Here is a 26,660-nt window from a genome sequence, read left to right on the forward strand (position 1 = left end):
ATTAAAACTTCAAACATGAAAATTAAAGCTATTATTGTTGATGACGAATCACATGCACGCAGTTTCTTAAAAAAATTATGCAATCATCTTTATGACGATAAAATTGAAATTGTTGACGAATGTAATTCAGTATCAAACGCTTTAATTTCAATTAAAAAAAACAGACCCGATCTTGTTTTTCTGGACATACAAATGCCTGACGAGAACGGCTTTGATTTACTTTCATACTTTGATACTATTTCATTCGAAATTATCTTTACAACTGCTCATAAACAATATGCTATTGAAGCTATTCGCAATAGTGCATTGGATTATTTACTAAAGCCAATTAATGCAAAAGATTTAAAATCTGCCATTGGCAGACTTGATCTGGTTTTAGAAAAAAAAGATAATTTAAATCGCTATCAACTACTTTCTGAAAACATAGCTAATCCATCTACGGAAAAACAACAAATTGCTTTTCCAACAAAAGCGGGTTTTGATGTGATTCAGGTGGGTAAAATCATTTTTTGCCAATCAGACGGTTCATATACTCTTATTCATACTACAGACAAAAAACATCATACTTCAAAATCGTTTAAAGAAACTTGTGAATTATTACAATCTGCTCCAAATTTTCTAAAAGTGCAACGAAGTTATCTCATCAATAGACAATATGTTGAGAATTTTAAAACAGATGAATTTGTTCTCGAAATGTCGTCGGGCGATAAAATTCCCGTTTCAGATAAATCATTTAACAAAAAAGAACTTATTGATGCAATTACCAAATAAGATCTTTTTACAACTCTTTTTTCTTTTAATTACATCTTCAATATTTGGTCAATATTTTCCATCCAGAAACTTTACCACTTCAGATGGTCTCCCTAACAATGCAGTTCGTTCCTTATTTTTAGATTCTAAAAATGTTTTATGGATTGGAACTGAAAATGGTGTTTCACGAATGGAAAATGGAATATTTACAACTATTGACGAAAGCCATGGTTTAGGTCATAACAGTTGTTGGGATATTACAGAAGATTCAGATGGAAATATGTGGTTTGCCAGTTATGGTGGTGGCGTAAGTAAATTTGACGGTAAAAATTTTACTGTTTTCACGACGAAAAATGGACTTCTTGCTAACAAAACAAGGAAAGTTTTCCCATTCAAAGGCAAAGTATACGTTGGTACAGAACAGGGCGTTTCCATAATTGACATAAAAACAAACAAGCTCATTACCCCTAAAGTTCCAGAGCACAAAGAAGATTTTATTTCTTTAGCCTTTGTTGAATATAATAGCGAAGTATATTTCACTTCTACTTTTGAAGGTTTATTTAAAATTGATGAATCAACTTCAATTCCTCAAATAATACCCATTATACTACACAAAAATTCTTATTCGTTAGGTCTTTTTGGGTCGACACTTTACAGTGGTAACGAAGGCCATATTAACGAATTTGACTTTAATAAAATTTCAAAAGGAGACAAATCATCTGTAAATTTTGGAAAATCATTTGTATGGCAATTTGCAAAAGACAAAAGAAATATCATTTTTGCAGCAGCCTGGGGTGTATACACTCCTGATGGCGGACTTTATACTATTGCAGAAAATAAAATGACGGATGTTTCAAGTGCATACGGAATTGATTCTAAAATTTTATTAAATGTTGTTTATGACCAGTTTAATGATATCCTTTATGTTGGTTCTAATAACAATGGAATTTATCAGGTTAGACTGGATAAAATTGTTGATTATAATTCATTTGATAGTTCGTCCATTATAGATTTTGAAAATTTCAATAATCATAAATTAATTTTAGAAAACAAAGGAGTAAAAATTCTAAATTCAAAACAGCAAATTATAAAATCAATTTCAATTGAAGATTTTAAGAATACTGAAATGTTTTTTTACAAAAAAGGAAAAAACATTTTTACTAAACAATCAGCGGAATCCAGAGATTTTGAATTAAATTTTAACATTCCAACAAATGAAATTGAGTTTTACGAAATAGTAAAAAACCAAAATTCTTTCTGGATTAATAGTAACATCGGAATTTTTGAAATTGACAAAAATTATAAATTAATCAATTATTTACCCAAACACAGTTTAAAGATTGGTTTTGGTTATGATAATAAACTGATTGAAACCATAACATATGCAGGAGTTCGTGTTTATGAAAACTTGAAAACTTTAGAACACACACACTATTCCAAGTTCAAAAAAAATACACCGCAATACATTGTAAAAATTTTAACGAACAAAAATAAAACCTATCTTTTATCTGTTTTTAATGGTTTGTATGTCTATAAAAATGGCCAATTTCAATCGTATCTGGCTGATGGAATCTGGAAAGAGAAAAAGTTTAAACACATTACAAAAAACAATAAAGGACAGCTTATTTTAGCAGCTGAATTTGGTGATGTTTTCGTTATTGACGATTCAAAATCTTTTAAAATCCTAAAAACAATTTCAAAAAAACAGATTATTGGGAATACGATTTTATTTTTGGAATCTTATAAAGATTACATTTTAATAGGTACCGAAAAAGGTATTAACATTTACAAAGATGGTATTGTCAGACTAATTGACAAAGAGCAAGGTTTGAAAGACTGCCGAATAACAACTTCTCAAATTTTCAATAACACATTATGGCTCGGAACCCAAAAAGGTTTTTATACCATAGATTTAAATCGTTTGATTGCGGCTCAATTAACCGTTTCTGAAATAGGAATAAGTTCTATTGCCATAAATAATATTCCGTTAAAACCTTTAAAATACAAATGGTTTAGATACAATTCAAAACAACTAATTTCAGACTATAAACACAATTCTTTTTCAATTGATTTTGTTCCAAAAGGACATTCTTTCCCCAACAAATTAAAATTCAGATATCGTTTAAACCAAAATAATCGTTGGAGTCCCTATAGCGAAAAGACAAATTTATTTCTACCTTATCTTCCTTCCGGAAACTACAATTTAGACATTGAAGTTTTCGATATGAATGCCGGAAAATCAAGATTTTTTACAATTCTCCAAATTAAAATTTTGCCCCCATTTTGGTTAAGCTGGTGGTTTATTACGATAACTGTTATCGGCTTATCAGGAATAATAATTTATAGTTTTCTTCGAATAAAAAGAAAATCCAACGAAAGGATCATTATTCAGCGTCGTATTGCCGAAACCAAACTTGAAGCCTTATTGAGTCAAATGAATCCACATTTTACCTTTAATGCAATGAATGCCATTCAGGATTTTATTATAAGCAACGACATAGATAATTCATTACTCTACATTAGCGAATTTTCAAAATTAATTCGAAAAACATTAGAAAATTCGTCAAAACAAAAGATTACGATTGATGAAGAAATAGAATATCTTGAGGCGTACATCACGATTGAAAATATGCGTTTTGATAATCGGATAGATTTTGAAATTCAAATCTCAGACGAAGTCGACACTTGTTTTACAAAAATCCCAACCATGCTTTTACAGCCTTTTGTAGAGAATGTATTTGTTCATGCTTTTAATGATTCTAGCATTTCTCCAAAATTGATAATTTCATTTAAAATGATTTCCGAAACTATTTTAGAATGTAAAATCATAGACAACGGCATGAGTTTAAATGCTACTAAAAAAAGCAAACTACACCAATCGAAAGGTATTCAACTTACCAAAGAGCGACTATCCTTATTGCAAGATTCAAAAAACAATTCTATCGAAATTGCATTTACTGAAAACCAGGGCACAACAGTAACTATTTTGCTACTGGTTTAATATCTTTTAATCTTTATTAAAAAGCACTTGTTAACATTTGACAAGTGCTTTTTCTGTCTATAAGCCAAAAAGATGGTTTCATGTAAAATTTATTGGTGTTTATAAGGTAAAATCATTGAGGATTCAGTGATGGTTTATTTTTGGAAAATAACCTCTCAAAATTTAAAATATGTCTAATTTTTACTGCGAATGTTGCGGAACAAAAAGTTCAAGTATTTCAAGTCTGACTGCAAATTCATGTTCTCGTCATCCTCTTGGTCCAAATAAAGGAAAACACAAACTTTACGAAGGATCAGAAAAAGCAAAGTACAATTGCAAATACTGCGGTACTTCATCTGCATCAATTTCAACTTTAACCGGAAACTCATGTTCCAGACATCCAAATGGAAATGGAAAAGGGAAACATGCGCCTGCGTTGTAGTTTTTTCTTAAATATTAATCTAATAGTTAAAACTTTATAAAACTATTCTAAAATGGAAAAAAACACAAATATACAAGTTCAAGAGGTCGAAATTTTATACGACAAAATAGAGCAAGCATCTGACAAATATTTGCAGAAAACGCAAGACTTAAGCGATAATATTCAAAAAATATCGAGGTTAGCAAATGACATGGGTAATATATATGTAGAGTCGAAAAGATTAGATAATGAAAATTTAAAATTAAAAAATGAATTAACAACAATTTTATCAGAATTTAAGCTAAAACAAAGTATCATAAATAATGTGTTTGCTGAAAGAAGCCAAATTATAGATAAACATTTTGAAATTATTGATAAGGGTTTAAAGGAAAATAATGAAAAATTAATTTTAGAAGGATTAAAAGGGGTGAGCGATTTTGTTTCGAAAAATCCATTGGAAAATTTTGATCTCTTTAAGAAAGTTTTGACCGATAAAAACACGCCGCTTGAGTTGGATTTTTAGTTATGAAAAAACATATAATAATTATAGCCACAATTCTTTCATTAACAGGATGCAAAGAAAAAATTAGTTATCAAGAACAGATAAAAAATTACAATAATCTAATTTTTCAAGCCTCGAATGAATTCAAAAATAGTAGATTTCAAAATGCAGTAAATGTTTCGTCCGAAGCCATAAAAATTACAGATACATTAAGTACAGCATTAATGTTAAGAGGAAATTCATATTTAAAATTGAATAAACATAAAAATGCGTACGAAGATTTTGATGAAGTAATTGAATTAGAAGGAGATAAATCTAAAGCGTATTTTGGCCGTGCAATTGCTAATCAGGGTTTGAATGAAATGAGCGATTTTAAAGATGATATTGATAAATACTTAGAAAACTATTCGAGAGATGTTGTGGCGCGAAATGTTAGAGGAGATTATAATTTAAAAGAAGCAAATTTCAATCAAGCAATTGAAGATTACACTGTTTGCATAAAAAAATTTCCAAAAAAATCTGAGTATTATTTTAAAAGAGCTAATACTTATGCTTTAAATGCGGATTTAAATTTAAGCGTAAATGATTATGAAAAGTACTCAAAATTGGATTCTAAAACGAATAAATCTAATGTTACTTACCAAAAGGCCAAAATTTATTTTGAAATTAAAAATTATAAAAAAGCTTTAGACAATTTTTCTTCATTAGAGAACAAAATTAAAAACCCTGAAATTTTAACTTTTATTGGGGATTGCAATTTAAATTTAAAAGAGTACAATAAAGCAATAAGATATTACACCAAATATTTACTCCAGAATCCAAACAATATTTCAATAATCGAGAAACGTGCTGAAACATACCTTATCGTAAAGAATTTGGCAAATGCAAACAATGATTACCGTAAAATCGCAATTTTAAGAAATGAAGAAGCAGGCTTTTTTTCTAAATATAGCTGGTTAGTATTATTTGGTTTTTTATACTTTTTTGCAGGAAATCTTTTCACTAGAAAAAAAGAGAAAAGATACAGAAATAGAAAATTATCACATGCTTATCAAAGTTTATTTTTTGGAGGTTTCTTTGGCGGACAATACTTGTTTACAGGAAGGAACTTTATGTATATTATATATAGCGTTGCTGTATTTATATTTATGATAATTAATTCATTTGCTTTCCGCTTTCATTACAATAATTTTGATTTGTGGCTCATTACTATTTTAGAAAACAACTTAGGCTTAAAAGTCTTTTACTTTATATGTTCTCTCATAATTATTGATTTTTTTGCATTGCCATTTGTTGTTTTTAATAAAAATGAAAAATTTTTAACATTAGTAAATTCTAAAAATGTTAAACAACGAAGTTACAGTATTGAAAATGTGCAAGACGAATTAACAAGAAATACTAACATAGTTAAAGAATTAGTATCATGAGCTGGGTCAAAAATATAGTTACTTTAGGAAATTACAACCGACTCCAACAAGATGAAAGAGACTTAAAAAGTTTAGAAAATTTTTTTAGAGAAATAGAGTCTAATTATTACATCTTAATCAAAGATCGAGAAGCTGCTTTTCATTTATTACAAGAAGAACGAGAAGAAGTCATAAAAAATTTAGCCGTTTTTAAAAATCTATTATCCAAAATAAAAGAAATATCCAACGATAAAAAGATGCACGGGAAAAATGATTATATTTCTCATTTTGACTATAATTCTTTTAGTTCAAACCCTCAGGAATTTTCTGTAAATTTTCAAGGAAAAATTGATGAGGCAGGCATGAATATTTTAACTTCAATCGATAATTCTTTCATACGATTGGAAAAAAGATATAAAAATAATAAAAAAGTAACAAAAGGAGATCTTTATGCTGAATTAGGAATTGTTGCAATTGAAACTGTAATAGCCAGTGTTTCAGCACTTATAGATTTAAATATTGAAGTAAATGAAAATAGGAAGAAAATTACCAAGGCTTCAAAACAAATTAATAACGCAATAAAAAAAATGAAAGACACGGCTCCAGAGGTCAATGCCGAAGGTTTCAGAATTATTGAAATAACAAGAGTTTTAAATAAACATAATCAAATATTTTCAGAAAAATTTGAATCAGTTCTAAGCGAACTGAATTTATATTCTACGAGAAAGTCATTTTACAATTTCATATTCAACAAAAAAATCGAACCAAGTCAAAAGATGACGCAGAATCTACACCATCTTATGCTATATGCTTCAGCATACAATACATTTAATTCTTCTGCAGATATTAAATAATAATTAATTGTAAATCTTATAGAGTAAAAAATTCTAAATGAAATTGTTTTCAAGATAATTATCAAAACGCTGACCATTTTAGTCAGCGTTTTTTGTTACTAATTGTAACATAAAGTTTTGTACTCTAGTATAAAAAGAATAAATCAAAGTGGTAACTTTGCGTTTTGCTCAAAATTATGTTAGAAAAAGACAATACTATTGAAGTTCTTGGTGCAAGAGTTCATAATCTAAAAAATATAGACATTTCAATTCCGCGTGAAAAATTGGTTGTAATTACCGGTTTATCAGGGTCGGGAAAATCATCTTTAGCTTTCGATACCATTTATGCCGAAGGACAACGTCGCTATGTAGAAACTTTTTCGGCCTATGCCAGACAGTTTCTTGGCGGTTTAGAACGTCCGGATGTTGATAAAATCGATGGCCTTTCGCCAGTTATTGCAATTGAACAAAAAACAACTAGTAAAAGTCCACGCTCGACTGTTGGAACTATTACTGAAATATATGATTTCCTTCGACTTTTATATGCCCGTGGTGCAGACGCTTACAGTTACAACACCGGCGAGAAAATGGTTTCCTATTCTGATGAACAAATTAAAAATTTGATTATTCAGGATTTTAATGGAAAACGCATCAATATTTTGGCTCCTGTAATTAAAGCCCGTAAAGGACATTATGCCGAATTATTCCAACAAATCACAAAGCAAGGTTTCCTAAAAGTTCGTGTAAATGGCGAAGTTCAGGATTTGGTTTCAGGTATGAAACTGGATCGTTATAAAACACACGACATCGAAATTGTTGTCGACAGAATGTTGATTGAAGATACAGAAGACAATCAAAAACGGTTGTCTGAAAGCATTAATACTGCCATGCATCATGGAGAAAATGTCTTAATGATTTTAGATCAGGACACTAATGAGGTGCGTTATTTCAGTAGAAATTTAATGTGCCCTTCAACGGGAATATCCTATCAAAATCCGGAGCCGAATTTATTTTCTTTCAACTCTCCAAAAGGGGCCTGTCCGCATTGTAACGGACTGGGAACAGTTCATGAAATTAATATCAAAAAGATAATTCCAAATCCTAAATTGTCTATCAAAAGTGGCGGGTTTGCTCCGCTTGGCGAATATAAATCGTCATGGATTTTTAAACAACTGGAAGTTATTGGAGAAAAATTTGGATTCAAAATAACAGATCCGATTGAGAAGATTCCTGAAGAAGCCATGACCATGATTTTACATGGCGGAAAAGATAAATTTGTTGTCAATTCAAAAGATTTGGGCGTTACCCGCGATTATAAAATTGATTTTGAAGGGATATCTCATTTCATCAAAAATCAATTTGATGAAACTTCTTCAACGACTATAAAACGTTGGGCAAAAGATTTTATGGACGAAGTAAATTGTCCTGTTTGCGATGGTTCCCGATTGAAAAAAGAAGCTTTATTTTTTAAAATAAACGGAAAAAATATAGTGGAATTGTGTGATATGGATATTTCTGATTTAACCATTTGGTTTCAGGATTTAAATCAGCATTTATCAGACAAACAACTTTTGATCGCTTCTGAAGTCGTTAAAGAAATCAAAGATCGTCTGAACTTTTTAATGAATGTTGGTTTAGATTATTTGGCTTTAAGCCGAAGTTCAAAATCACTTTCAGGCGGAGAGGCACAACGTATTCGTTTGGCAACCCAAATTGGTTCGCAGTTGGTTGGAGTTTTATATATTTTGGATGAGCCAAGTATTGGTTTGCACCAGAGAGACAATGAAAAACTGATTCACTCTTTAGAACAACTGCGTGACATTGGAAATTCTGTTATTGTCGTTGAACACGACAAAGACATGATCGAACGTGCCGATTACGTTATAGATATAGGTCCGAAAGCTGGAAAATATGGTGGAGAAATTATCAGTATCGGAACACCGGCTGAAACTTTAAAATCAAATACGATTACCGCTCAATATTTGAACGGTACCATGAAACTGGAGATTCCGAAAGAGCGTCGTAAAGGAAATGGTAAGTTTTTAAAACTAACCGGAGCGACAGGAAACAACCTAAAAAATGTTTCAATCGAATTACCTTTAGGACAATTGATTTGTGTGACGGGAGTTTCAGGAAGTGGAAAATCGACTTTAATAAACGAGACGCTTTACCCTATTTTGAATGCCTATTATTTTAATGGTGTGAAAAAACCACAACCTTACAAAAAAATAGAAGGTTTAGAACATATTGACAAAGTAATTGATATCGATCAAAGTCCAATTGGAAGAACACCGCGTTCGAATCCGGCGACTTATACGGAGGTCTTTACTGAAATCAGAAACCTGTTTACAATGACTTCTGAAAGTATGATTCGTGGTTATAAAGCCGGACGTTTTAGTTTTAATGTAAAAGGCGGACGTTGCGAAACCTGTGAAGGTTCAGGAGTTAGAACAATCGAAATGAACTTTTTACCAGATGTTTATGTAGAATGTGAAACTTGTCAGGGAAAACGCTTTAACAGAGAAACTCTTGAAATTCGATACAAAGGAAAATCAATTTCGGATGTTTTGAATATGACGGTCGATGAAGCCGTTCCGTTTTTTGAAAATATCCCGAAGATTTACAGAAAAGTAAAAACAATTCAGGATGTTGGTTTAGGCTATATTACACTTGGACAACAGAGTACAACGCTTTCTGGTGGTGAAGCACAGCGCATTAAACTAGCTGGAGAATTGTCTAAAAAAGATACCGGAAATACGTTTTATATACTAGATGAACCAACGACAGGATTGCATTTTGAAGACATCCGTGTTTTAATGGACGTGATCAATAAACTAGTTGATAAAGGAAATACAATTCTGGTTATCGAACACAATATGGACGTTATCAAACTAGCCGATTATATTATAGACATTGGCCCTGAAGGCGGAAAAGGCGGTGGTCAATTGATAGCTAAAGGAACTCCTGAAGAAGTGGCGAAAAATAAAAAAAGCTATACGGCTAAGTTTTTGAAAAAGGAATTGGAATAAAACCATCTTTGTCGAAGTTGAAACTTTGACAAAGATTTATATTATTGTTAGATTTTAATACTAATTATTTTATATTTTAGTCTTAAAAATATAAAATATGAAGTCTATTTTTTTATTCCTTACAATATTATTATTCTCATTTACCAGTTATGCACAAAACCAAAGAGACAGTTTAAATAAGGTGGTTCATGAGAGAATTAAAGATATAAATCAGGACGAAATTGATAATCCGTATTATACTAAACAAGAAATTGAAGACGAATACGTAGCCGAAAACAATATATTTCAATCTTTATCAAAACCTAATGAAAATAGCGATTTATCTAATTATTTTAAAATTTATTTAGAAAAAGGATTGCTTAGAAAAATTGATTTCAGCGAAATTAAATCTTCTCCTTATTATAGCCATATCTCAAATAAAGTTTACAATCACACTATTCGATTGACTTTCGAAATAAACAAAAAAAATAAAGCCACTAATTTTCGTTTGAATACCGGAAATAAAGAGTTAGATAAAGAAGTTATAAGGCTTTTTAAAAAATATCCTTTAGAAAAATTATCACTTGGCGAAAATGCAAAAACTGGAAAAATTAGTCTTCAATTGTTTGCCAGAGAAAATAAAACTACCATAATTAAGGCTAGTGAATTTGCCGTAGTGGATCAACTTCCAATTTTGAAAGGTTGTGAAAATACGCAATACAATTGGGAATTAAACAAATGTCTATATGATCAATTGTTTAAATATATTTTAGCTAATATTTCGCTTAAAACTATTTCTGAACAAGATTTAAAAGGAGAAATACACATTAGACCCCGATTCTCCATAGATGCTACTGGCAAAATATTTAAAGCAAACTCAATCGCTCCAAATAAAATAATTAAAGACGAGATCGACAGAATTATATTATCTTACGATCAGGTGCTGATTCCTGGAAAAAGAAACAATATTCCTAAAATTACTTATTGTGATACTTATCGCTTGTTTGTAATTCAAGATATTAAATAACTTAAATTTCTAAAATCAACTATTGCTTCTTTTCAGGATTAGGATTCAAGTATTTGATAATGAATCACAAACTAAAACCAATCTACTTACAAATGTTACATTTAAATTAATAAATACACATTCTTGTGACAATTCTGAAAAAAAGACTTAATTTAGCTAGCCGTTTTTGAAAAAATTTTCCATTTCGGTGAAGACTAAATCATAGGATCTATGAATCTAAAAGACAAGTTCAGTAACGTAGACCAATATTTTTCACCAAAAATAATTGATGAAGTAAACGATCAATATATTAAGGTGGCTAAAATAAAAGGTCAGGAAATACCGTGGCATAATCACGAAAATGAAGACGAATTATTTTATATAGTCGAAGGTGAACTTTTAATGGAAATTGAAAACGAGCCATCATTCATTATGAAGAAAGGCGAATTATTCGTTGTAAAAAAAGGAATAAATCACAGAGTTTCATCTGTTGAGGAATGTCTAATTATGCTTATAGAATCTAAGACAACAGAACATACTGGAAAAGTTAAAAGCCATATTACTAAATCAATTGAAGAACAAACGTATTAGTAACGAATTTTTCTTTTTATAAAACCAAAAGTTCTTATGAACACGAGTGTCCTAGCCCTGATGGGAACGGCATCCTTTTATGGTGGGGTTCACCATAAAAGATATAGTGGACAGCAGGAAACAGCTCCTTCTTCTGACTACATTTAAAACCACACAGCTAAAAATAAAAGTATAAATAATTAAAATACCTAAAATGAGATTAGAAGATTTTGATAATGATGAGGATAAAGTAATTCAGGACCGTTTGAAACAAAAAACGTGGAATGAAATTAGAACTAATGACAGCTGGGCGATTTTTAAAATCATGTCCGAATTTGTAAACGGTTACGAAAGCATGGGACGTATTGGTCCGTGTGTATCAATTTTTGGATCGGCGAGAACAAAACCAGATGATAAATACTATTTATTGGCAGAGAAAATTGCTTATAAAATTAGTAAGGCCGGATATGGCGTGATTACAGGTGGTGGACCCGGGATTATGGAAGCCGGAAATAAAGGTGCACACTTAGGTGGCGGAACTTCGGTTGGTTTGAATATTGAATTGCCTTTTGAACAGCATTTTAACCCTTATATCGACCACGATAAAAACCTGAATTTTGACTATTTCTTTGTCAGAAAAGTAATGTTTGTAAAATACTCTCAGGGATTCGTTGTTATGCCTGGAGGTTTTGGAACTTTGGACGAAATGTTTGAAGCGATTACTTTAATTCAGACTAAGAAAATTGGAAAATTCCCAATCATATTAGTAGGAGTTGAATTCTGGTCAGGCTTAATCGAATGGGTTAAAACGGTTTTGGTTGAAAAAATGCATACTGTAAGCCCAGACGATTTAAACTTATTTAAAGTAGTTGATACTGAAGATGAAGTAGTTGATGTTTTGGATAAATTCTACAAAAAATACGATTTGAGTCCAAATTTTTAATTTATTTTCCAACATTTAAGTAACATAAGTCATTTAATATCTTTTAGTCTTAATTCAGACTTGATTAAACTTATATGAGCTCATATAAGTTGGGTGCGATTTAAACTCAAACTTATAATTACTTATATCACTTATATGGTTAAATTTCCGTAACTTTTTATAAAAATTGAAAGCTGTTTTTTAAACAGCTTTTTTTATGCTATTTTTACAAAAACCAAAACAACTTTAAGCTCGTAACTTAAGTATATCTCTTAATTTCTAAGCCATCCTTGAAATCATTTAATAAATTTATATTCCTCCTTTTTGTTTTATTCAGTTCGTTAAAACAATACGCACAACATCAGTCTAAGATGGATGTGGCAGTTAATCTCGAACTTAAAACACTGAACGTAAGACAGGATATTACTTTTTACAATACCTCAAATGATTCTTTGACTTCAATCGTTCTGAATGATTGGAACAATGCTTTTTCAGATAAAAATACACCTTTAGCCAAACGTTTTTCAGACGAATTTTACAGAGGGTTTCATGTCGCTAAACCTGAAGAAAGAGGAAATACGACCATTTTGAATTTGACTGATTCAGACAATTTAGCTTTGGAATGGCAGAGAACGGATAAAAATCCCGATTTTGTTGTTATCAAACTGAACAAAAAATTATATCCAGGTGAGAAAATCGATTTGCATCTGACTTATATTTCGAAGATTCCAAGTGCTAAATTTACGCATTACGGCTTTGATCAAAATGGCGGGATGAACCTGAAAAATTGGTTTATCGCTCCTGCCCGATTTGAAAGCCATCATTTTGTAAAAAACAATAATTTTAATCTTGATGATATTGCTAATGCCGCTACAGATTATGAAGTTGAAATAAGAATTCCAAATAATTACTCGATTACCACCGATTTGGATTCGGTTTCAAAAGATAATTCTAACTCATCTTACATCACTTACTCCTTTTCGGGAAATAACAGAACCGATTTTAATCTATTTATTGAAAGACAAAATAGTTTTAGAAGTTATAGTAATGGCGAAATCGAAGTGCTTTCAGATTTAAAAACGAAAAAACTCAACGAAATTCAGAGAGCGATTATCATCAATAGAGTTGCAGGTTTTGCGAATGAATTTATTGGAAAATATCCACACAAAAAAATCACGGTCTCTCAGGCTGATTATGATCGAAATCCTTTTTATGGATTAAATCAGTTGCCGTCGTTTATTAGTCCGTTTACAGATGATTTTATATTTGAGATTACTTTTTTAAAAACGTATCTAAACAATTATCTGAAGAATAGCTTACGTCTTGATCCGCGAAGAGATAATTGGGTTTATGATGGCATTCAGATTTACGCCATGATGAAATACATGGAAGAACATCATTTGGATCAAAAAATGTTAGGGAAACTTTCAGATATGAAACTCTTTAAAAGTTATAACATTACCAATCTAACTTTCAACGAGCAATACAGCTATTATTATATGCTGATGGCAAGAAAAAACCTTGATCAGCCATTGGGTGATCCTAAAAATACCTTGATTAAATTCAATGAGCAAATTGCCAGTAAATACCGTGCGGGTTTAAGTTTGAGTTATTTGGATGACTATCTGAATCACAATATTGTACCCGAAAGTGTTCAGGAATTTTATAATCTGAATAAAAAAGAGCAGACAAACCGCTATGATTTTGAAGATATATTAACTAAAAACAGTCCAAAAAAAATAAATTGGTTTTTTGAAACTATTATTGATTCACGCCAAATTATCGACTATAAATTCACCAATGTTTCGAGAACCAAAGACAGTGTTCAATTTCAGATAAAAAACAAAACAGGAATTTATGCTCCAATTCCGATTTACGGAATCAGGAAAAATGAAGTCGTTTTTAAAACATGGATTGAACCAAAAAAGAACGATTCGATTTATAATTTTGATCGAAAAAATGCGGACAAAATTGTCATCAATTATGATAATGAAGTACCGGAATACAATCAGAGAAACAACTGGAAATCGTTAAAAAATGTTGTAATAACCAATCGCCCTATTAAATTCAATTTTGCAAAAGATCTTGAAGATCCGTATTACAACCAGATCTTATATATTCCGACTTTAACGTATAACCTATATGACGGTTTAACGCCCGGGATTCGTTTTAATAACAAAACGATATTAGATAAACCATTTACGTTTGATATTAATCCGGCATATTCTATTAATGCAGGAACAATTTCCGGCTCTTCGGCATTTTCATGGAGTGAATATTACCGCAACAGTACACTCTATAATATACGTTATTCAATTAGTCAGAATTATTTTCATTATGCCCCTGATGCGACTTATTTGAAATTGAATCCGATGGTTCAGTTCCGAATTCGCGAGAAAAACTTCAGAGACAACAGAAAGCAACTTTTTTTGTTGCGTGAAGTAATTGTAAATCGTGAGGCAAGCGAATATATTACAGATAATTCAAAACCCAATTATGCTATTTTCAATGCCCGTTATTCGAATACGAAAACCGAATTAATCAATCATTTTAGTTTTATGAATGACATTCAGTTTTCCGGAGACTTTGGAAAACTTTCAGGAGAAGTAGAATACAGGAGACTATTTGAAAACAATCATAAATTAAATTTGAGATTATACGCGGGAACTTTCCTTTATAACACCTCAAATTCAGATTATTTCAGCTTTGGTTTAGACCGGCCAACGGATTATATGTTTGATTATAATTTTTACGGACGATCTGAAAGTACCGGTTTTTTTAGTCAGCAATTTGTGATGGCCGAAGGTGGTTTTAAATCCAAAATTGAGCCATCGTTTGCCAATCAATGGATGACGACTTTAAACGCGAGTTACGCTGTTTGGAACTGGATTGAAATGTATGGTGATATTGGTTTTATGAAAAGCAAACATCAAAGTGCCGATTTTGTTTACGATACCGGAGTCCGATTAAATCTGGTTCCTGACTATTTTGAACTTTATTTTCCGGTTTATTCAAATAATGGATGGGAAATCGCTCAAACAAAATATAACGAAAAAATAAGATTTGTTATAACATTATCCCCTAAAACATTAGTCAATCTTTTTACTCGAAAATGGTTTTAATTGAATAAATTTTAATCAAAAAGATGCATTATTATTATTAAATTATGTTTTTTATTTAAAATAACATAAATAAAATACGTAGTTTTTTGATTTTAAATACAAATAATTAAATTATATTTATTTTAAAGAATTATGATTATTGATTGTTTTTAAGTAATTTCGCAATCTCAACATGACCATTCCAGATTATGATTACAGAAAAAAACAATACTACATTAACATTTGAGGATTTCAAAACTGAGGTATTAAACGACTACAGAATTGCAGTAACCAGCCGTGAATGTAGCCTTTTAGGTCGTAAAGAAGTATTAACCGGAAAAGCCAAATTTGGAATATTTGGCGACGGAAAAGAAGTTCCACAGCTTGCGATGGCAAAAGCCTTCAAAAATGGGGATTTCCGTTCAGGATATTACCGCGATCAGACTTTTATGATGGCAATTGGCGAATTAACTCCAAAACAGTTTTTCGCAGGTTTATACGGACATACCGATTTAGATTTTGATCCGATGTCAGCCGGAAGACAAATGGGCGGACACTTTGTAACGCACAGTTTAAACGAAGACGGATCCTGGAAAGACCTAACAAAACAAAAAAATTCAAGCGCAGATATATCACCTACAGCCGGACAAATGCCAAGACTATTGGGATTGGCTCAGGCTTCTAAAATTTACAGAAATGTTGATGGCATCAAAATCAAAGACAAATTTTCTGTAGACGGAAACGAAGTAGCCTGGGGAACTATTGGTAACGCCAGTACTTCTGAAGGTTTATTTTTTGAAACAATAAACGCTGCCGGAGTTTTACAAGTTCCGATGGTAATGAGCGTTTGGGATGATGAGTACGGAATTTCGGTTCACGCCAAACATCAAACAACTAAAGAAAACATCTCTGAAATTCTTAAAGGATATCAACGCGATGAAGATTCTAAAGGTTATGAAATTTTCAGAGTAAAAGGCTGGGATTATGCTGAACTGGTTTCAACTTACGAAAGAGCCGGTGCTATTGCCCGCGAAGAACATATTCCGGTTTTAATTCACGTAAACGAATTAACACAACCACAAGGACATTCGACTTCAGGTTCTCACGAACGTTATAAAAATGGAGAAAGACTTGCTTGGGAAAGAGATTTCGATTGTATTCGTCAGATGCGTTTATGGATGATTGCCATCAATATTGCATCTCCTGAAGAACTTTCAGAAATTGATTTTGAATTGAAAAAAGAAATTCTTGAAGCTAAAAAAGAGGCTTGGAACTCTTTCATCAACCCAATTATCGAAGATCAAAAAAATCTTTTGGCATTATTGGAGCAAATTGCAGAAGCAAGCATCAATCATAAAGAAAGAATTAGAAAATATATTTCAGAATTAAGCGCTATTAAATCGCCTTTAAAAAAGGAAATGTTGGTTATAGCGCGCAAAATATTACGTTTTGTAGAAATACCCAACAGTAAGGTTTTATTATCGAATTGGATTACGGATTACATTTCAAAAACACAACCAAGATTCAGCAGTCATTTGCATTCTGATTCAGATTTGAATGTATTCTCTGTAGAAAAAGTGCTTCCGGAATATGCAGATAATGCAAAACCGGATTCAGATGGCCGAATGATCCTTCGTGATAACTTCGACGCTTTGTTTACCAAATATCCTGAAACACTAATTTTTGGTGAAGATGTAGGAAACATTGGTGATGTAAACCAAGGTTTAGAAGGTATGCAGGAAAAATACGGAGAACTTCGTGTTGCCGATGTTGGAATTCGCGAAGCAACTATCATTGGTCAGGGTATCGGAATGGCTTTGAGAGGTCTACGTCCAATTGCTGAAATTCAGTATTTAGATTATTTATTATATGCGATCCAGATCATGAGCGATGATTTGGCGACATTACAATACAGAACGGTTGGAAAACAAAAAGCACCATTAATCATCAGAACCCGTGGACACCGTTTGGAAGGTATCTGGCATTCTGGTTCTCCAATGGGAATGATCATCAACGCTATTCGCGGAATTCACGTTTTGGTTCCAAGAAACATGACGCAGGCTGCAGGATTCTATAACGCTCTTTTAGAGACTGATGAACCGGCTTTGGTAATTGAATGTTTGAATGGATACCGCTTAAAAGAAAAAACACCTTTGAATTTTGGTGAATTCAAAACGCCAATTGGTGTCGTTGAAACATTAAAAGAAGGTTCTGATATTACTTTAGTTTCATACGGTTCAACTTTAAGATTAGTAGAACAAGCAGCAACCGAATTATTAGATTTAGGAATTGATTGCGAGGTTATTGACATTCAGTCTTTACTTCCATTCGACATTAATAAGGATATTGTAAAAAGTATCGCGAAAACAAATCGTTTGTTAGTAATCGACGAAGATGTTCCTGGTGGAGCTTCTGCCTTTATTTTACAACAAATTTTGGAAGAACAAGATGCTTATGTTCACTTAGACAGCAAACCACAAACATTGGCTGCAAAAGCCCACAGACCGGCTTACGGAACTGATGGCGACTATTTCTCTAAACCTTCTGCAGAAGATATTTTTGAGAAAGTATACACTATGATGCATGAAGTTAATCCTTCTAAATTCCCGGATTTATACTAATTTTAGATTTTAGATTTTAGATTTTTTCAGATAACAAAAAAGCTCCAATATTTGGAGCTTTTTTGTTATTCATAATCTGTGTCATTGCGAGGAACGAAGCAATCTCACTTGCTGAAACGATACAATTCGTTCTTCGCAATGACAAAAATCCGTTTTTATCCGCGCTTTCGCTTTAGCGAATCCGTTTCATCCGCGTGCCATTTCGCAATTTATTTCGAAGCCAAAATAGCTCTGGCCTTTTCTAAATCCTCAGCTGTATCAATTCCAATTCCAACATGAGTTGTTTCAACCATTTTAATACGTTTTCCGAATTCTAAATAACGTAATTGCTCTAGTTTCTCAGAAGCTTCCAAAGATTTCATTGGCAAGCTATAAAAGTCTAACAAAGCCTGTTTTCTGAATGCATAAATTCCAATATGCTGGAAATAACGAACGCCAACATCCTTATCTCTCGGATACGGAATTACAGAACGTGAAAAATACAACGCAAACTGCGATTGATCTACAACAACCTTCACATTATTCGGATTATTAATTTCGTCTTCAGCTGTGATTTCACGCATTAAAGAAGCTAAATCAATCTTTTGATCTTCATCATTCTTAAAAACAGATAAAACCTGCTCTAAAGGCCCAGCTTCAGTAAAAGGCTCATCACCCTGAACATTCACTACAATATCAACATCAAGACTAAATATAGCTTCCGCAATTCGGTCACTTCCTGATTCGTGTTCTTTGATGCTCATAATGGCTTTTCCACCATTCGAAACAATTTCATTAAAGATCAAATCAGAATCAGTTACTACAAATACATCATCAAATAAATTTGTTGCCACAGAGGCTTCGTATGTTCGTAGAATTACAGTTTTACCACCCAAATCCTGCATTAGTTTTGCAGGAAAACGTGTTGATGCATATCGCGCCGGAATTACAGCTATTATTTTCATTTTTTATAATTTTACAAAAGACCAAATTACTAAAATCTTAATTATTAATCCCCTTACTAATTTTATTTCTAATTGGTTTTTCAAAGTATAAATAACTTATAGACGATAGTATAATAAGAATTCCTAGTCTAAGAAAAAATGATAAACTAATATCAGATTCTTTATCTATTCCAAAATACTTATTCAATCTATAATCTGAACATAAACTCCAAACAGGATATTGTAATATATATATACTAAAACTTATTTCTCCTAAAAACACAAAAAAATTTTTCCTAAATAAGTAAGTTAACTTATCTGTACTTAATGAAATTAAAACTATTAACGGAACAAATATTAATGCAAGCAGTCCATTATGATAATTCAATCCTAAAGGAAATTTTAAAATTAAAACTAAAACCAAAAGCATAAATAAAATATGTACTGAATAATTTTTTCTTTTTTCACTTAAGTCAGACATAAAATATAAACCAGCTAAATTTCCAATTAAAAATTCGTTAAGATGCATCAACGGATTATAATATATATCCTGAACACTATATATTCGAGTGGTTATAAAAACTTTATTTACTATTAAATAAAAAACAATCTGACTTAATAACCAAAATAATATAATCCAAAACGCAATACTTTTTAATGTATTTTTTTTATAAATAAAATTAAATAAAAAAGGAAAAGAAAGGTAAAAGAAAAGTTCTACTGATAATGACCATCCCGGATAATTAATTGTTAGTGCTTTTTCATGAATCCAAGACTGCATCATTAAAATATTTAAAAAAAAATCTGCAAATTTTATGTCTTTAAACAATTTACTAAACAAAACAAGAAAAATAGCGAGTAGATATACTGGATAAATCCGTGCTAATCTATTTTTTATATACTTAGCAAATATTATTTTGCTATTCTTATGATAAGCTACAATCATAACAAAACCAGATAAGATAAAGAAGTAACTAACGCCAATATTTGCTTGTCTAAATATAAATGACACATAATCATTATTAAATAAAAAACAATCTCTGCCATAATGAAATATAACAATAAAAAGAGCAGCTATGAATCTGGTAAAGGTTAATTGTTCAATTCTCAAGATTAATATTTTAATTAGTTATTATTTTATTTTATTTTATCAATTCCTTTAAAGTATGATATTTTCACAAAATGCCTTACATAATTTTAACCGATGTCATACTCAACGAACCCGCCAATAATTTATCATTAAACAAGTTCAATTCTTCTGACTTTTCTTTTAAACCCAGAGTATACAACAAAGGCAAATAATGATCCGGTGTTGGAATTGCAATCTGCACGGCTTTGCTCATTTTTTCGAAATCTATTAAAGGCTGGAAATTTCCATCCAATAAATAATTATTTACTGTTTCTCTGGCTTCAATAGCCCAATCGAAACCATAATTGTCTTTATCAAAATTTCTAAAATCAACTAAACGAAGATTATGAACAATGTTTCCGCTGCCAATGATCAAAACACCTTTATGGCGTAATGCTTGTAATTTCTGAGCCAACTCAAAATGATATTGTCCTGATTTTGTATAATCAATACTCAACTGAATTACGGGAACATTTGCTTCTGGATATAAATGTTTTATTACGCTCCAGGCACCGTGATCTAAACCCCAATGTTCATCTAAATCAACATGTACAGGTTCTAATATTTTCTTAGTTTCTACAGCCAATTCCGGACTTCCTTTTGCAGGATATTGAACATCAAAAAGTGCCTGCGGAAAACCTCCAAAATCATGAATCGTTCTTGGCATTTGCATCGAAGTGACTTTTGTTCCATTCGTAAACCAATGCGCCGAAATACACAAAATCGCATTTGGCTGCGGCAAGGTTTTAGCCAGATTGCGAAAACCAGCCACAAACTGATTTTCTTCAATAGCGTTCATTGGACTACCGTGTCCTAAAAACAAAACAGGCATTTTATCTGTATTCGAAAACGTTGATGAAATCGAATGTAAGTCGTTTAGTGTTGTCATTTTAGTATTAATATTAAACACGAATTGCACTAATTTACACAAATTCTAAACTTAAAACAATTCGTGAAAATCTGTGAAATTAGTGTTTTATTCCACAAAACTCTCGTCTTTAAATCCTATCAAATATAATTTATTTTTGGCACGCGTCATAGCGGTGTACAACCATCGAATATAATCGCGATCGATTCCGTTTGGTAAATACGGCTGTTCGATGAAAACCGTGTCCCACTGCCCTCCCTGCGATTTATGACAGGTTATAGCATAGGAAAACTTTACCTGCAAACCATTAAAATATTCGTTTTCTTTTACTTTCTGGAACTTTTTGTATTTCGTACTTTCGTCTTCATAATCTTTCATTACTTCCTCATACAAACGGTTCGATTCTTCGTAGGTTAATGACGGAGATTCGCTTTTAATTGTATCCAATAATAAAACCGTTTCAAAAGGTTTTTGGTTCGGATAATCGACCATTCTGATTTTTACCTTAGCAAAAGTAAATCCGTATAATTCTCTAAGTCCAAACATCTCCAAAACTTCAATAATATCTCCATTGGCAATAAATCCGGCTTCATCGGTTTCTTTTAGCCAGAAATAATTATTCTTTACCACCATTAAAAAATCACCTACCGAAAGTTCGCTTTCTTTAAACAAAATTCGGGTTCTGATTTGTTCGTTGTATTGATTGGCTCTTTTATTCGAACGAACAATAAAGGCAGTATCTTCAATACTATAATTACTGTACGCTGTATTTATGGCATCCTGAATATCATATCCATCCGTTAAACGAACAATGTCTTTGAACTTTTTAACGTTGAATTTAAATTCGGTAATAAAACTATCTTTCAGTAATTCACGTAATTCAGTTGCGTTGTATAAAATTCCCGAATTTTCTTCCTGGCGCATTACTTCGTCCAATTCTATATGTTCAATTTCTTTATCGTAATGCGCACCCAAAGTATGTGTGTCAAGCGCGGGACTAATATCTAAATTCACCGGAGGCAACTGGGCAGTATCTCCCAAAAGAATCATTTTGCAATTGGTTCCGGAATAAACATACTGAATCAAATCATCCAGAAGTGATCCGTTATCGTACAATTTCGAATCGGAATTGCTGTCTGAAATCATCGAGGCCTCATCGACGATAAAAATCGTGTTTTTATGTTTATTGACCTGCTTGGTGAAAGCCACGCCGCCGCCAGAAGATTTTTTAGGAAAATAGATTTTTTTATGAATTGTAAAAGCCGGCGTATTCGAATAATTGGCAATTACTTTTGCCGCACGACCCGTTGGTGCCAGCAAGACATACTTCTTATTAATTTCTCCCAGATTATTTACAATAGTTGAAATCACTGTTGTTTTTCCCGTTCCGGCATATCCTTTCAGTACAAAAATGGTATCATTTGTTGGTTCGGTTAAAAAGATGGCAATTTTTTGAAAAAATATATCCTGTTTCTGAGTTGGTGCAAAAGGAAATTTTCTTTGTAAAATGCCGTAAAACAATGCTGAATTCATAGGGTAAAATTGAACTACAAAGTACGGTTTTTTAAATGGCAAATTCAATGACAATATCAAAAATCAATTACAATATCAATGGCAATATCAATCTCCAAAAATCACTTTAAATATCAATCCACTAGTCTACAAACAATGCTAACATTAATGTTAAACAAATAATATCAATTTAAAAATGTTTAATTAACTTAAAATTAATTCCTTTACTTAGCATTTTTTCAAATCGAGTTTTGAATTTTCCCATTGACATTGAGATTGACATTGATATTGTTATTTATTTTATTTGTAAGTTTGTGTTCGAATTAAATTCTTTCTTGACACTATAACAGGTAATGAATTGAAAATCAAATTATGACATTTCAAAATACTAATATTACATCCAAAAATTATAAAAAACTTTCTATTCAGGTTTCCCTGACCGGATTTTCTTTTTGTTGTTTTGACACCTTAAATAATACCATTACTTCGTTTAACGAAATTCATTTTGATCCTACCCAAAAGGCGACTAAAATTGAACAGTCCTTTAGTGATGCTTTCAAAAAGTATCCGGAGCTAAAAGACACTTATGATGAAATAATGGTCATTCATAATAACAATCTTTCCACTTTTGTTCCAACTGCTCTTTTTGATGAAAATTATCTGGGCAGCTATTTACAATACAATACAAAAGTTTTTGAAAGTGATTTTTTTACTTTCGACACCATTTCAAATTACGAAATGAATTCAGTTTATATCCCGTATATCAACATCAATAATTTCCTGATTGACAATGTCGGATCTTTTGATTACAAACATGTTAACAGTATTTTAGTCGAAAAAATTCTTGACGCTTCAAGAAATAATGACGACAAAAAAATAATCGTTAATTTTAATCCGGAGCATTTTGAAATTATTGTTGTTCAGAATCAAAAACTATTATTATTTAATTCTTTTGAATATCAAACACCCGAAGATTTTATCTATTATTTACTTTTTACGGCAGAACAATCGAATTTAAATCCTGAGATTTTCCCGCTCGAATTGTTAGGTACCATAGAAAAAAACGACCCTTTTTATGCCATTGCGTATAAATACATTCGTAATGTTTCCTTCTTAGATGTAAGCACATTACAAGAGAAAAATAATTTTTCTACTGCACAAAATCAAAAACATTATATCTTATTTCAATCATGAGAATCATTTCTGGAAAATACAAAGGACGCCGCATTTTTCCGCCAAAAAACCTTCCTGTAAGACCTACAACTGACATGAGTAAAGAAGCATTATTTAATGTTTTGAACAATCATTTTAGTTTTGACAGTTTAAAAGTTTTAGATTTATTTTCTGGAACTGGCAACATTAGCTTTGAATTCGCTTCGCGCGGAAGCGCACCAATCACCTCTGTTGATGGAGATTTTGGCTGCGTTAAATTCATCAAACAAGTTTCATCAGAATATGATTTTGATATCGCTGCAACCAAAAGTGATGTTTATAAATTTTTAGAAAACTGTAAAACCTCGTATGATATCATTTTTGCCGATCCGCCTTACGGATTAGATCAGGCTGCATTTGAAAAAATTGTGCTGACGGTTTTTGAAAGAGATTTATTGCACGAAGACGGCATGATGATTATCGAACATTCGAAATATACTAAAATGGAGCATTTGAGTAATTTCTCTTTTCAGAAAAATTATGGCGGTTCGTTTTTTAGTTTCTTCGAATTAAACTCCACAGACGATGATGAAGAATTACCAGACGATTCATTAAAAAAAGTAACAGAAGAAGACGAAGGATAATTTCCTTTTAAAACATCAAAAATCCCTTGAAATTCAAGGGATTTTTCTTTTTATCTAATTCTATTTGAATTTTCATCGATATTTTTCTCTTTGAATTCCGTTTCTTTTACCTTTCCAAAAGAATATCGTATTGCTATTGAAATCTCATGATTATCGACGACATATCTTGCCTTAGAAGTAATACTATTAATAGTAAATTGTTCTGTCTGAATATTATTTTTAAAAACATTATTACAGCTTAAAGTACAATTCCAATTTTTAGAGAAGGTTTTTGAAACCGCCATATCTACTACAAACATCGGAGCTGTTTCAAAAACTCCTGTATATTGTTTCGTTAATCCCCAAAAATTCAAAACAAAAGAATAGTCTTTTGGAAGTTTAAATTCGTTATTGGAATTATAATAGCAATATGGTTTTGACGCCAGGAACGCTGCAGATTGATCTTCAATTTTTTCTAAAAGAAAAACCAAAGAATTGGTAGTTGTCCAAAATTTATAGGTAAACGGCAATGTAAATTCGGCACCAAATCCAGAACTTTTATCAAAATTTATATCCTGAAAAGTCATTATATTTTTTTGATCATCAAACGAAAAGCTATTGTGAACAGGATCTTTAGCGCGCGTAAAACTCAATTTAACCGATTTATCATGATATTGGAAAGTAGTCGAAATTTCATCAATAATTGTTGGCCCCAAATTAATGTTTCTTGAATACAAAAAATAGGGATTTATATAGGTTGCACCCTGACTTAATGACGAATAATTAGGTCTCGAAATACTTTTAGCATAATTAAAACTCACACTTTTTGTGCTGTCAATAGGGAATGAAAACTGTGCTTTCGGAAAAAAATTAGTATAATTTTTAGCAATCAACGGTAATAAATCTGTTTTAAACTTTCCGTTTATATTCGTATTTTCAACCCGAACTCCAACTGAGAAATCCATCTTCTTAATTTTTCCGGAAAGCTGACTGTATCCGGCTACATTCTTTTCTTTAAAATCATAATGACTTATTTCATTTGTACGGGTTTCATAATAAAAAATATCAAAATCAGATTTTGAATCAGCGGCTGAATACAGTCCACCTATTTCAAATTTCATTTCATTTTTAAGCTTTTTCTCAATGTCAATTCTGCCAGAAAAAACATTGACTTTAAACCTTTGATCCCGAATCTGAGCCAATTCAAATTGAGTTTCATTAAAATTATTCTGAACCTCACTCCATGAAGTCTGATCAAAATTCGAATATTGCAAACCAGTAAAAACCTGTGTATCAATTGAACTTATCTTTTTATTATAATTTAAAGAAGAATTCACAAAGTCTTTTTTACCGTCATTATCACTATACGTCACAACATTATTTACAATCTCCTGGTTTTTATTTTGTGTTAGGGTATTGATAGGAAAAATGTCCGTCTGCAGCTTACCACTTACATTAAATGAAAAATAATCGCCTTCATTTATTTTGTAAAACAAACCGCTTCCAAAAACAAATTGTCTTTTTTGTTTACTGTCAGCCGTTACATCATATTTAGAAGCAATATCAGCATTTTTTATTTGATAATCAATACTATGGCCTTCCCACGGCTTCAGCAAATTATAGTTAAAGTTAGCTTTCAGCTCCAGTTTATTTTTTTTAAAATTCGAATTAAAACCCAGATAATTATTGTAATTTTTCTTAAACGAAGCAACCTCAGAAATCTCTGTTCTAAAACTGTCTTTTTTGCTAAACTTTCGGGTAATCAAAATGACGACCCGACCTTCAGCTTCGTATTTCGAAGACGGATTCTGAATGATTTCTATGGTTTTAATATCGGCGACAGCCAAAGCATTTAAATCGTTCATACCGACTTTTTGATTGTCAATATAAATCAGTGGATTTCCTTTACCCACAACCGAAATACTTTCCCTGTCAGTACTAACCTGAACCGTTGGTATTTTAGACAACAAATCGACTGTGTTGGGAATTGAATTGTAAATAGAATTAGAAACATCCAACTTAATATTCCCATTTTGGTTTGAAAATGATTTTTTATTTTGAGTGACAACAACTTCGTTTAGGTTGTTCGAAATACTATCTTTTGGTATTTTATTCTGTGCGTTTCCTAACAGGGAAAAACAAAACAACAACAGGATTATAAAAAGTTTTAGAGGCAAATACACATTCATTTTAAAAAGATTTGGTTTAGATTGAATGCAAAAATGCTTCTAAAAACAGATTGCGAAGGTTAATTGAAGGTTAATGCGGGGTTAATGCTGAAATTGTATCATAAAAGCTTTATTTTTGGGATGAGAAAATTTGCCCGCAGATTT

19 protein-coding genes are annotated in these 26,660 nt (G+C 31.5%); 14 read left to right on the top strand and 5 right to left on the bottom strand.

The annotated features are described in order from the left end of the window. The first annotated feature begins 15 nt into the window (after positions 1–15). From B0A65_RS14880 to B0A65_RS14935, 12 genes are all read left to right on the top strand, one after another. Positions 16–771 carry a LytR/AlgR family response regulator transcription factor gene (locus tag B0A65_RS14880; protein ID WP_074663646.1) on the top strand — a complete coding sequence of 252 codons (756 nt, stop codon included), beginning with the start codon at positions 16–18 and terminating at the stop codon, positions 769–771. Then, positions 755–3,751: a sensor histidine kinase gene (locus B0A65_RS14885; RefSeq protein ID WP_074663643.1), complete on the top strand. Its 2,997-nt coding sequence runs from the start codon at positions 755–757 to the stop codon at positions 3,749–3,751. Before B0A65_RS14880 ends, B0A65_RS14885 begins: the two co-directional genes overlap by 17 nt. Before the next feature lie 169 nt (positions 3,752–3,920). Then, positions 3,921–4,172 (top strand): hypothetical protein, encoded by a 252-nt coding sequence (locus B0A65_RS14890; RefSeq protein WP_074663640.1) that lies wholly within the window; start codon positions 3,921–3,923, stop codon positions 4,170–4,172. Between the two features lie 52 nt (positions 4,173–4,224). Continuing rightward, the gene (locus B0A65_RS14895) at positions 4,225–4,674 is read left to right on the top strand and encodes a hypothetical protein (RefSeq protein WP_074663637.1); all 450 of its coding nucleotides are present in this window, start codon (positions 4,225–4,227) and stop codon (positions 4,672–4,674) included. A gap of 2 nt (positions 4,675–4,676) precedes the next feature. After that, the gene (locus B0A65_RS14900) at positions 4,677–6,080 is read left to right on the top strand and encodes a tetratricopeptide repeat protein (protein ID WP_074663635.1); all 1,404 of its coding nucleotides are present in this window, start codon (positions 4,677–4,679) and stop codon (positions 6,078–6,080) included. Further along, on the top strand, positions 6,077–6,913 hold the full coding sequence (locus B0A65_RS14905; protein WP_074663632.1) for a hypothetical protein: 837 nt from the start codon (positions 6,077–6,079) through the stop codon (positions 6,911–6,913). Before B0A65_RS14900 ends, B0A65_RS14905 begins: the two co-directional genes overlap by 4 nt. A gap of 176 nt (positions 6,914–7,089) precedes the next feature. After that, entirely contained in the window at positions 7,090–9,921 is a 2,832-nt protein-coding gene (uvrA, locus tag B0A65_RS14910) for an excinuclease ABC subunit UvrA (protein ID WP_074663630.1), read from the top strand. A gap of 97 nt (positions 9,922–10,018) precedes the next feature. Beyond that, the gene (locus B0A65_RS14915) at positions 10,019–10,927 is read left to right on the top strand and encodes a hypothetical protein (protein ID WP_074663627.1); all 909 of its coding nucleotides are present in this window, start codon (positions 10,019–10,021) and stop codon (positions 10,925–10,927) included. 210 nt (positions 10,928–11,137) lie between these two features. Next, positions 11,138–11,497 carry a cupin domain-containing protein gene (locus tag B0A65_RS14920; RefSeq protein ID WP_083370531.1) on the top strand — a complete coding sequence of 120 codons (360 nt, stop codon included), beginning with the start codon at positions 11,138–11,140 and terminating at the stop codon, positions 11,495–11,497. Between the two features lie 193 nt (positions 11,498–11,690). Further along, a complete protein-coding gene (locus B0A65_RS14925) occupies positions 11,691–12,419 on the top strand; it encodes an LOG family protein (protein ID WP_074663622.1) in 729 nt (242 codons plus the stop codon). Between the two features lie 350 nt (positions 12,420–12,769). After that, on the top strand, positions 12,770–15,520 hold the full coding sequence (locus tag B0A65_RS14930) for a gluzincin family metallopeptidase (RefSeq protein WP_074663619.1): 2,751 nt from the start codon (positions 12,770–12,772) through the stop codon (positions 15,518–15,520). A gap of 188 nt (positions 15,521–15,708) precedes the next feature. After that, entirely contained in the window at positions 15,709–18,120 is a 2,412-nt protein-coding gene (locus B0A65_RS14935; RefSeq protein ID WP_074663617.1) for an alpha-ketoacid dehydrogenase subunit alpha/beta, read from the top strand. A 209-nt stretch (positions 18,121–18,329) separates the two neighbouring features. Here the strand turns inward: B0A65_RS14935 and kdsB are convergent, their stop codons facing one another. The 4 genes from kdsB to B0A65_RS14955 all read right to left on the bottom strand — a co-directional run bounded on the left by kdsB (position 18,330) and on the right by B0A65_RS14955 (position 22,573). Then, entirely contained in the window at positions 18,330–19,064 is a 735-nt protein-coding gene (gene kdsB / locus B0A65_RS14940) for a 3-deoxy-manno-octulosonate cytidylyltransferase (protein WP_074663614.1), read from the bottom strand. A 37-nt stretch (positions 19,065–19,101) separates the two neighbouring features. Continuing rightward, positions 19,102–20,154: an acyltransferase family protein gene (locus B0A65_RS14945; protein WP_074663612.1), complete on the bottom strand. Its 1,053-nt coding sequence runs from the start codon at positions 20,152–20,154 to the stop codon at positions 19,102–19,104. 76 nt (positions 20,155–20,230) lie between these two features. After that, entirely contained in the window at positions 20,231–21,061 is an 831-nt protein-coding gene (gene ygiD / locus B0A65_RS14950; protein WP_074663609.1) for a 4,5-DOPA-extradiol-dioxygenase, read from the bottom strand. An 87-nt stretch (positions 21,062–21,148) separates the two neighbouring features. Beyond that, positions 21,149–22,573, bottom strand: a complete 1,425-nt coding sequence (locus tag B0A65_RS14955) for an ATP-dependent DNA helicase (protein WP_074663606.1) — start codon at positions 22,571–22,573, stop codon at positions 21,149–21,151. Positions 22,574–22,924: 351 nt separating this feature from the next. On the opposite strand from B0A65_RS14955, the gene B0A65_RS14960 reads away from it, so the two are divergent. Together B0A65_RS14960 and B0A65_RS14965 are read left to right on the top strand one after the other, a co-directional pair. Next, complete coding sequence (locus tag B0A65_RS14960) at positions 22,925–23,746, top strand: DUF3822 family protein (RefSeq protein WP_074663604.1); 822 nt, start codon at positions 22,925–22,927, stop codon at positions 23,744–23,746. Next, positions 23,743–24,348, top strand: coding sequence for an RsmD family RNA methyltransferase (locus B0A65_RS14965; protein WP_074663602.1), 606 nt, complete (start codon positions 23,743–23,745; stop codon positions 24,346–24,348). Before B0A65_RS14960 ends, B0A65_RS14965 begins: the two co-directional genes overlap by 4 nt. 50 nt (positions 24,349–24,398) lie before the next feature. Here the strand turns inward: B0A65_RS14965 and B0A65_RS14970 are convergent, their stop codons facing one another. Further along, positions 24,399–26,516: an outer membrane beta-barrel family protein gene (locus B0A65_RS14970; protein WP_074663599.1), complete on the bottom strand. Its 2,118-nt coding sequence runs from the start codon at positions 26,514–26,516 to the stop codon at positions 24,399–24,401. Positions 26,517–26,660: the final 144 nt, after the last annotated feature.

This window comes from Flavobacterium frigidimaris (assembly GCF_002217275.1).
GTDB classification, from domain to species: Bacteria; Bacteroidota; Bacteroidia; order Flavobacteriales; family Flavobacteriaceae; genus Flavobacterium; species Flavobacterium aquidurense.

Coding starts and splice junctions, on each gene's coding strand:
- B0A65_RS14880 (WP_074663646.1), top strand. CDS start 16: ATGAAAATTAAAGCTATTATTGTTGATGACGAATCACATGCACGCAGT.
- B0A65_RS14885 (WP_074663643.1), top strand. CDS start 755: ATGCAATTACCAAATAAGATCTTTTTACAACTCTTTTTTCTTTTAATT.
- B0A65_RS14890 (WP_074663640.1), top strand. CDS start 3,921: ATGTCTAATTTTTACTGCGAATGTTGCGGAACAAAAAGTTCAAGTATT.
- B0A65_RS14895 (WP_074663637.1), top strand. CDS start 4,225: ATGGAAAAAAACACAAATATACAAGTTCAAGAGGTCGAAATTTTATAC.
- B0A65_RS14900 (WP_074663635.1), top strand. CDS start 4,677: ATGAAAAAACATATAATAATTATAGCCACAATTCTTTCATTAACAGGA.
- B0A65_RS14905 (WP_074663632.1), top strand. CDS start 6,077: ATGAGCTGGGTCAAAAATATAGTTACTTTAGGAAATTACAACCGACTC.
- uvrA (WP_074663630.1), top strand. CDS start 7,090: ATGTTAGAAAAAGACAATACTATTGAAGTTCTTGGTGCAAGAGTTCAT.
- B0A65_RS14915 (WP_074663627.1), top strand. CDS start 10,019: ATGAAGTCTATTTTTTTATTCCTTACAATATTATTATTCTCATTTACC.
- B0A65_RS14920 (WP_083370531.1), top strand. CDS start 11,138: ATGAATCTAAAAGACAAGTTCAGTAACGTAGACCAATATTTTTCACCA.
- B0A65_RS14925 (WP_074663622.1), top strand. CDS start 11,691: ATGAGATTAGAAGATTTTGATAATGATGAGGATAAAGTAATTCAGGAC.
- B0A65_RS14930 (WP_074663619.1), top strand. CDS start 12,770: ATGGATGTGGCAGTTAATCTCGAACTTAAAACACTGAACGTAAGACAG.
- B0A65_RS14935 (WP_074663617.1), top strand. CDS start 15,709: ATGATTACAGAAAAAAACAATACTACATTAACATTTGAGGATTTCAAA.
- kdsB (WP_074663614.1), bottom strand. CDS start 19,064: ATGAAAATAATAGCTGTAATTCCGGCGCGATATGCATCAACACGTTTT.
- ygiD (WP_074663609.1), bottom strand. CDS start 21,061: ATGACAACACTAAACGACTTACATTCGATTTCATCAACGTTTTCGAAT.
- B0A65_RS14955 (WP_074663606.1), bottom strand. CDS start 22,573: ATGAATTCAGCATTGTTTTACGGCATTTTACAAAGAAAATTTCCTTTT.
- B0A65_RS14960 (WP_074663604.1), top strand. CDS start 22,925: ATGACATTTCAAAATACTAATATTACATCCAAAAATTATAAAAAACTT.
- B0A65_RS14965 (WP_074663602.1), top strand. CDS start 23,743: ATGAGAATCATTTCTGGAAAATACAAAGGACGCCGCATTTTTCCGCCA.
- B0A65_RS14970 (WP_074663599.1), bottom strand. CDS start 26,516: ATGAATGTGTATTTGCCTCTAAAACTTTTTATAATCCTGTTGTTGTTT.